Raw genomic sequence first — 8505 nt, forward strand, 5'->3', positions numbered from 1 at the left:
ATTGTACTCCTCAATATACCATGGGCCGTGAAGAAATACTACGGAGGGTGCCCGGACAGCTAGACATAAATGATCAGCCCGATAAGGATAGCCAGGGAGATGACGCTGTAGGCCCATCCCAGAACCATAGCGTATTTTTTCTCCCGGAGCCAGCCTCTGCTGTTGTAAATCCGGGCATCTATTGCCAGCAGCATCAGTGTGGAGACTAACAGTACGATAACCAGACTTCCGAACAGGCGGACCATGCGGATCGCTCCCTTCTAGCATAGATACAGGAACTTAATTACGGGTCATTGGTTTTTCAGTCCCACTCTCCGGATACGAAGGTTCATTTGAATGTCTACCTCAATGCTGCTATACAGGCTTTCCCAGTCATTTTTGTCATGGATATGCTCTTTCCAGTAGGCAGGATGGTGACTCCGGATCATTTCGCCCATGCCAAAAATATCGGAGTGATCCTTCTGGGTCTGCTTAACCAGTCCGGTCAGTATGCTTCGGACCTGTTCTTCGAAATCCCGTTCAATTTCCTGCAGCTTGGCGGATGAGTTGACAGGGATATTGCTGCCATAATGCTCATCGAGATCGGCCTCCAGGAAGACCTGATACGATAGAACCGGTTTGCCGTCCTTGATGTAGCTCCGCGCCCGGGTGAACCGCTCATTGATTTTGGTCATGACGATACCCATCCTATTGGTATGAAAGAGGGTAGAATAACCTCCCGGGTCGATTCCCTGGAGTGCCATGAAGCCGCCGATTTCAATCGGAGAGGTCTTGTTGACCATTCTTCCGCCGCTGAAATAGGCCAGTCCTTTGATCAGGATATTATCTCTATTGCGCAGTGCGACATAAGGCAAGTACGCGCTCTGGCCCCACTTGGTATCCGCCGACCAGAATGTGCCGATATAATCCCGGGGGAACTTCCCGGAGGACACCGACTTCTCCATCATGGACAAAATATAAAGTGTGGGCACACGCTGAAGCGGCGGATTCACATCCATGAAATCAGAGGCTTTGCCTTCGGAGACGAGCAGCCAGGTCCTGCGCCGGATTTCCGGATTGCGCCGGAGATAGTCGTTGAGTTCTTCGAGATTGCCTTTGGCGATATCCTCGCTGATGATAATGATCCGCAGATGAACCAGATAGCGCGGATCGGCAATCTGCTGCTGCAGATTGTTCATGGCATCGTCGAGTGAAATGCCGCGTACGCTAACCACCCAGACCGGGCTGGTCTTGGCGTCACCCGGGTTTCCTCCTCCGCTTCCGGGACCAAGTGGAACTCTGCCGGGAACCGCAATCTGTGCGGTCACACTGATCATTTCTGCCGGCAGATTATCATGGTTAATGTGGGTGACTTCGTCTCCTTTCTTTGCCTCTTCGGCCGAGATCTTATCGATGGACAACCCGAGCACAAGCGCCCGGTCTTCAATTTCCACCTGATCCCAGCATCCGCTTAGAACAGGGGCAGCCATAGCCAGCATTAGGATTAGGGCGAGGGAGCGCGGAAGCCTTCTGATCATGAGGAGGCCCCCCTCCCGGCGCGCCGGATGAGGTAGGCCATCCATAGCAGCAGCGGATATCCAATCATCAGTACCATTCCGGCATTGCCCAGGTGAAGGATCCAATTATAGGCATCGAAGACATTGGGGGGCAGCATCGCCAGAGCAAAGATCAGCGGCAGCAGCATACTTGCGGCCATACTCTGATCACGGAGAGCGAACAGGTTCTGCAGCAGGTAGGCGGATATGTAATACGTTGTGTACACCGTTGTATAGACCGAAATGACCCAGATAATGATGAAGATGGCATCCAGCCGTTCAAGAAACCCCTCACCAAATGCTGCTGAACGCGCCATTTCCAGTGTGGGATAGATCAGCAGCTTGGTCTCCTCCGCACCAAACATTCCCACAGAGGCAACCACGATCAGCACATAGATGGCACCCGACATGATTATGGCCAGAGCCCCCGCGCGGAACGCCTGCTTCGGCCTTTCCATAAACGGGATCAGCAGTGTAATCACGAAGGTGCTCTGGAACAGATAGCTTGCCTCCCGTGCACCATTCCAGAATTTGAGGGTAGGTGACATTAGAATAGGCTGCAGATTAAGCAGATCCACGCTTTTCAGAGAGATGAGAATCGTGAGTACGATAGAGCCGACAATCAGCGGCAGGTAGAAAAAATGGATATACGAGAACTTCACAACATTGCGTCTGGAGGAGAGCAGGCTAACAAGCAGCATCAGAAAAATTGTGGCTTCAATTGGCGTTTTTTTATACAGCACGGTTGTGGCGACATCTCCGAACTGTCGTGTAGTGATCCCTGTCAGCGTAATAAACAATATCAGAATTACGGCGGTGAAGACGGTGGCGAGCGGACGTCCGATCAGCCGGCGGCTGAACACAAAAAGGGACTCTTTGGGGAAACGCTGGCACAGGGAAACGAGCAGCCAGTAGCTGAGGAAAGACAGGACTACGCCGCTGAATGCGATGAATGGCGCGCTGCTGTTCCCGGCTAATGCCATGTAACGGGGGAAACTGAGAATCCCGACACCGATAATGGTGCTACTGATGACGGCGGCTGCGCGCAGCGTTGTGATCTGCCGGGGATTGTTCACTGGGTTCACCTTCCTGCCTGAGGATCTGATCTACATGTACTGCGGGAACCTTGCGGGACAGCCTGTCATTATTCTGGGCATGCAGGAAGCTCGGACGGCGGCGCATCCACCACAGCGGCACACGTACCAGCGTATCCTTCAGGTCACGCCATTTGCCGGGAATGAAAGGGGACATATACGGAACGCCGAAGGATTCCAGGAACAGCAGATGGTTCAGAATGAGAATCGTACCGATCATTACACCGTAGAGACCGAACATTCCGGCCAGTATAATCAGCGGGAATCTTAGCATCCGCAAGGCAATAGCGGCATTATAGGCTGGAGTGGCAAAAGAACCGATGGTCGTCAGCGCTACAATCACTACGGTAATCGGACTGGCGAGTCCGGCACCTACTGCTGCCTGTCCAATTACGAGAACGCCCACGATGGATAAGGCGCCGCCGATCATCTGCGGCAGACGGATCGTAGCTTCACGCAGCACCTCCATGGAGACCTCCATGATCAGTACCTCCAGAACGGCTGGGAACGGCACCCCTGCTCTTCCGCCCGAGATAGCCACAGCGAAATCCGTCGGCATTAATTCGGGATTAAACGAGATCACAGAAACATATAACGCCGGGAAAAAAAGTGAGAAAGACAGCGCAATCAGCCGGATCAAGCGGATTAAAGTGCCCATAATGAAACGCTCCGTGTAATCATCCACCGTCTGAAAGAACTGGTTGAACAGAGCCGGGACAATTAAGGCAAAGGGGGAGCCGTCGACCAGGAGGGCTACGCGTCCTTCCAGCAGAGCAGCAACGGTCTTGTCCGGCCGCTCCGTGCTCTGTACCTGCGGGAACGGAGACAGCGGCTGGTCTTCGATGAACTGCTCGATGTACCCGGCATCGAGAATGCCGTCGGTATCAATCATCGAGATTCTGCGCATCGCTTCAGCAACGAGCCCGCTGTCGGCAATGCTCTCGATATAGCATAAGGCCACCCTCGACTGGGTACGGGTTCCGATCGGACTGATTTCGATCCGGAAATCTGTGCTCTGAAGCCGGTAGCGCAGCAAGGACAGATTATTCTCCAGCTTCTCCACGTAACCTTCACGGGGTCCGCGGATCACCTGCTCGGTCTGCGGCTGCTCCACGCCGCGCATATCAATCTGGCGCATATCGAGTACAAGGGCTTCGGGCACTCCCTCTATCAGCAGAATCAGCTCACCCTTCACGGCAGCGTCCGGCAGCACAGCAATGTCTGTAGTGGTTGTTCCCTGTGTTACCTGGACGGCTGTACTCCAGATATAATGGATCATACCGGCAATATGATCCGGAATTTCCTGAGGCCCGGAGGGCTGGGCCATTAAAGGTTTAAGGACATGCTCGCGCACCTGCTCCATATTAACCAGTGAAGAGAAGAAGAGCATTGCGGCCTGGTGAGCTCCGAAGAGCTGAAAGTCGCGGACTACAAGGTCGCCGTTGTTGCCGAGCCGTGCCTGCAGCGCTTGTAAATCGGCCTGCAGATTTCCTGTAAGCGGACTTTTGTCAGGCTCCGGAGGAGAAGCTTGCTGCTGCTTGTGCACAAAAGCGGTATATTTATCTTTCCAGTCTTGCAAATGGCCGCCTCCTCCGCAGTACAATTAGAATGTATTTCTATAAAGTGTTGCTTGATCGCGTGATTTTTATGTAAATTTTATGTAACAGGCCCAAAAGGAGTGCTATGATATCTGCTTCAAGCGGTTGCCTAAGTACCCTGTTGCCCGGTAAACTAAAGGTAGAAAGTCTTAAGGAGTCAGAAGAGATATGAAGATGCAAGGATCACTTATGGAACAAGCGCAGGCTGAACTGCAAAAATATTACGGTTATCCTGATTTCCGGGAAGGCCAGAAGAAAATTGTGAACAACTTACTCGAAGGCCGCGATACGCTGGGCATCCTGCCTACCGGGGGCGGTAAATCAATCTGCTATCAGGTTCCTGCACTGCTGCTGCCGGGACTTACACTTGTTGTATCCCCGCTGATCTCGCTGATGAAGGATCAGGTGGACGCCCTTACTACCGCCGGGATTCCGGCTGCCTATATCAACAGCACCTTAAGCGGCAAGGAAGTGAATGACCGGATCCGCGCCGCCCGCCGGGGCGAATTGAAGCTGCTCTATGTGGCGCCGGAACGTCTGGAGCTGGACTGGTTCCGCCTGGAGATGGCAGGGCTGTCTATTTCCTGCGTGGCTGTCGATGAGGCGCACTGCGTATCGCAGTGGGGCCATGATTTCCGTACCAGCTATCTGGCGGTGTCGCCGTTTGTAGAGGAGCTGCCGCAGCGGCCAATTCTGGCCGCTTTTACCGCTACAGCTACACCTGAGGTTATGGAGGATATGGTCCGGCTGCTGCGTCTGCGCGATCCGGGCGTCTTCATGACCGGACTTGGCCGTGATAATCTGGCCATGCAAGTGCTGCGCGGAGAGAATAAGCGCGAATTCGTGCTGGACTACACGGCGCAGCATTCGCATCAGCCGGGCATTGTCTATGCCGCCACCCGCAAAGAGGTGGATGATCTCTATCAGCGGCTGCAGGCGACGGGAGTCGCCGCGGGCCGCTACCATGCCGGGATGAGCGACCAGGAACGGGCCGAGAGCCAGGAAGGGTTCCTGTATGACGATATCCGCGTCATGGTTGCCACGAATGCTTTTGGGATGGGGATTGACAAGTCCAACGTTCGTTATGTCATCCATTACAATATGCCGAAGAATATGGAGGCTTATGTCCAGGAGGCCGGACGTGCCGGCCGCGACGGGGAGCCGAGTGACTGTATTCTGCTCTTCAGTGCGCAGGATATCATGACGCAGAAGTTCCTGATTGAGCAGAATCCGCAGGACACAGAGCGCAAAGCCAATGAATACCGCAAGCTGCAGCAGATGATTGATTACTGCTACACCACCCGCTGTCTGCGCAGTGCACAGCTGGATTATTTCGGCGAGAATCATGACGACGATCCGTGCGGCATCTGCAGCTCCTGTACCGATGAACGCCAGCTGGTGGACATGACGGTGGATGCGCAGAAGATCTTCTCCTGCATCCACCGTATGCGTGAACGCTACGGTGTGGCGCTGGTATCCTCAGTGCTGAAGGGCTCACGCAACCAGAAGGTGCTGCAGTACGGCTTCGAGAAGCTGCCGACTCACGGGGCGATGTCGGGCCGCAGCGAGAAGGAAATTACCGAGAGCATCAATGTGCTGATCTCGGAGGGTTATCTGGCCTTGTCCGAAGGCCAGTATCCGGTCGTGCGGCTGCAGCCGCTGGCAGCCGAGGTGCTGCGCGGCCAGCGTGAGGTTCACCAGCGCGTGGCCCGCACGCTTGTCACCTCCGGCACGCGGGACCGCAGCCGTACGCGCGACCACTCGCCGTCGGCCGTCAACGAGACGGTCTTCGAGCAGCTGCGGCTGATCCGCCGGGAGCTTGCGGGGCGCGAGCATGTGCCGTCCTACATCATCTTCAATGATGCGACGCTGCGCGAGATGAGCGTGGTTTGCCCGCAGACGGAAGCGGAGATGCTGAGGGTGAAGGGTGTCGGCGAAGTGAAGTACCGCAAATACGGCAAGGCATTCCTGGAGTTTTTTCAAAATGAAATGTAAAGAAGGTTATAAGGCATGAGAATCATCCTGGCCACATTAAATGCCAAATATATTCATACGTCACTGGCGATCCGGCTTCTGAAGGCGTACAGCGAGCATGAATTCGAAGATATCCTTTTGGCGGAATACACCATCAAAGATCCCTTGATGAATATCGTGTCGGACCTTTTCCAGAAGCAGCCGGATGTGATCGGCTTCTCCTGTTATATCTGGAACATCGAAGAAACGGTCAAGCTGGTCGCGATCCTCAAGCAGGTGATGCCGGAGGTGAAGATCGTACTTGGCGGGCCGGAGGTGTCTTATGAGCCGCTGTACTGGATGAAACGGGAAGCCGGAATCGACTTCGTAGTCAATGGGGACGGGGAAGAGACCTTCCATCATCTGCTGCAGGAGATCCGGGATGAGCATAAGTACCATTTTGTATACGGCGCTGCCTACCGCAAGGGGGAGGAACTGATCGTCAACCCGCCGCGTCCCAAAAGCGACCTTAATACCCTGCCGACGCCCCACCGTTTCGCGGATGATCTGCCGGAGCTCAGCAAGCGTATTGTGTATTTTGAGACAAGCCGGGGTTGTCCCTTCAATTGCCAGTTCTGCCTGTCCAGCATCGAGGTAGGCGTGCGTTATTACGATATTGAACGGGTCAAATCCGATCTGCTCTATTTGATTGAAGGCGGGGCCAAGGTGATCAAATTCCTCGACCGCACCTTCAATATCAACCGCAATTACGCGATGGAGATGTTCCAGTTCCTGATCGACAATCATCAGGGCTGTGTGTTCCAATTCGAGATTACAGCGGATATTATGCGTCCGGAGGTGCTGGATTTCCTTGCGCAGAATGCGCCGCCCGGAGTTTTCCGCTTCGAGATCGGTGTGCAGTCGACCAATGATGAGACCAACGAACTGGTCAAACGCCGCCAGAACTTCACGAAGCTGTCCCGCACGGTGATGAAGATCAAGGCCAGCGGCAATATCGACCAGCATCTCGATTTGATTGCCGGACTGCCGATGGAGGATTACTCCACCTTCCGCAAGACCTTCAATGATGTATTCGCCATGGAGCCGGAGGAGCTGCAGCTGGGTTTCCTCAAAATGCTCCGCGGCACCGGGCTGCGCGCCCAGGCAGCCAAATACGACTATACGTACATGGAGCATGCGCCGTACGAAATTCTCAGCAGCCATGTAATGCCGTTCTCTGACATTATCCGGCTGAAGCGGCTGGAGGATGTGCTGGAGAAGTACTGGAACAGCCAGCGCCTGGCTCATTCGGTCAAGTATCTGATCCGCCATGTCTTCCCGTCACCGTTCGATTTCTTCCAGGAATTCGGCGACTACTGGGAAGCGCGGGGCTGGCAGAAGATCGGGCATCAGCTCGAGGATCTGTTCACCCGTCTGCAGGATTTCCTCACGGACCGGGGTACGGCATCCATGGACATCATCACCGGGCTGATGAAGCTGGATTATTTCCTCGGCCACAAGTACAAGCCGCGCAAAATCTGGTGGGATGAGGTGATGGGCAAGTCGGAGTGGGCCAAATACCTGAAGCAGATTGCCGGGCAGCCGGAGCTGATTTCGGCCAAGCTGGCCGAGGCGGGCTTAAGCGAGCGTGAATTGCAGAAGTACATCGTGCTGGATGTGCTGCCGTTCCGGCTGGAGCCGGTGCTGGATTCGATCAGTGGGCTGCGTTTTGACGGCTTGGCTGGTGCTGAAGGCGAGACGGCTGGTATTGCTGTAGCAGAAGCCGCAGAGAATGTGACGGCTGCGGCAGAAACGCCGCATTCTGCGGTAGCATTGGCTGTGGCCGAGGGGGCAGCCCCGGTTCTGGCTGATGCGCATCCCGGTTCCAGTGGCGGCAGTACGCTACTGATCGTGCTCTATCAGCAGGACGAGAGCCAGCGGGCGCAGTATTACGCGCTGCCTATATAGCCGGAAGCCTGCTGCTGAATAAGCATGGATTTGCGGCAATATAACCTGCACTGGGGACTACAACCAAATCAAACAAGTAACTGATCAATCGCTTCGACTATGGGACAAGCCGGAATTGCCCGACTCCTCATACTGATTCCCAGATTCGTTGCTGGCAGAATTAAACTTTTTAAGTTCGCGCTTGTATCGGCATAAATGTTGTACGTTTTGCAACTCTGATTCCTAAATACCAGGGTGTTCAGGCGGATTGTTGTATGAAATACAACAATCTTCCCGTAAAGCCGCGTGGAGGAGGAGAAATGCTGCCTTTTAGAGACAATTTCATAATTCCAAACCCTTGCTGGGAGCGGTTTTTTT

Annotated in this window: 6 protein-coding genes; 2 read left to right on the top strand and 4 right to left on the bottom strand. The window is 54.4% G+C overall.

Annotated elements, in window-relative coordinates; genetic code table 11:
• Positions 1-59 precede the first annotated feature (59 nt).
• From QW71_RS15455 to QW71_RS15470, 4 genes are read right to left on the bottom strand one after another with little or no spacing between them, the layout of a single operon-like run.
• On the bottom strand, positions 60-245 hold the full coding sequence (locus QW71_RS15455; protein WP_039299903.1) for a CLC_0170 family protein: 186 nt from the start codon (positions 243-245) through the stop codon (positions 60-62).
• A gap of 45 nt (positions 246-290) precedes the next feature.
• On the bottom strand, positions 291-1517 hold the full coding sequence (locus QW71_RS15460) for a Ger(x)C family spore germination protein (protein WP_039299906.1): 1227 nt from the start codon (positions 1515-1517) through the stop codon (positions 291-293).
• Positions 1514-2611, bottom strand: a complete 1098-nt coding sequence (locus QW71_RS15465) for an endospore germination permease (protein ID WP_039299909.1) — start codon at positions 2609-2611, stop codon at positions 1514-1516. The genes QW71_RS15460 and QW71_RS15465 overlap by 4 nt, the downstream gene beginning before the upstream one ends.
• Positions 2559-4208, bottom strand: a complete 1650-nt coding sequence (locus QW71_RS15470; RefSeq protein WP_039299913.1) for a spore germination protein — start codon at positions 4206-4208, stop codon at positions 2559-2561. Before QW71_RS15470 ends, QW71_RS15465 begins: the two co-directional genes overlap by 53 nt.
• Positions 4209-4395: 187 nt before the next feature.
• Here QW71_RS15470 and recQ point away from each other — a divergent pair, with 187 nt between their 5' ends.
• Positions 4396-6222: a DNA helicase RecQ gene (gene recQ / locus QW71_RS15475; RefSeq protein ID WP_039299916.1), complete on the top strand. Its 1827-nt coding sequence runs from the start codon at positions 4396-4398 to the stop codon at positions 6220-6222.
• 15 nt (positions 6223-6237) lie between these two features.
• A complete protein-coding gene (locus QW71_RS15480) occupies positions 6238-8148 on the top strand; it encodes a B12-binding domain-containing radical SAM protein (protein WP_039299919.1) in 1911 nt (636 codons plus the stop codon).
• The last annotated feature ends 357 nt before the right edge of the window (positions 8149-8505 follow it).

It is taken from the genome of Paenibacillus sp. IHB B 3415 (genome assembly GCF_000802655.2).
Lineage (GTDB): Bacteria > Bacillota > Bacilli > Paenibacillales > Paenibacillaceae > Paenibacillus_AQ > Paenibacillus_AQ phytohabitans.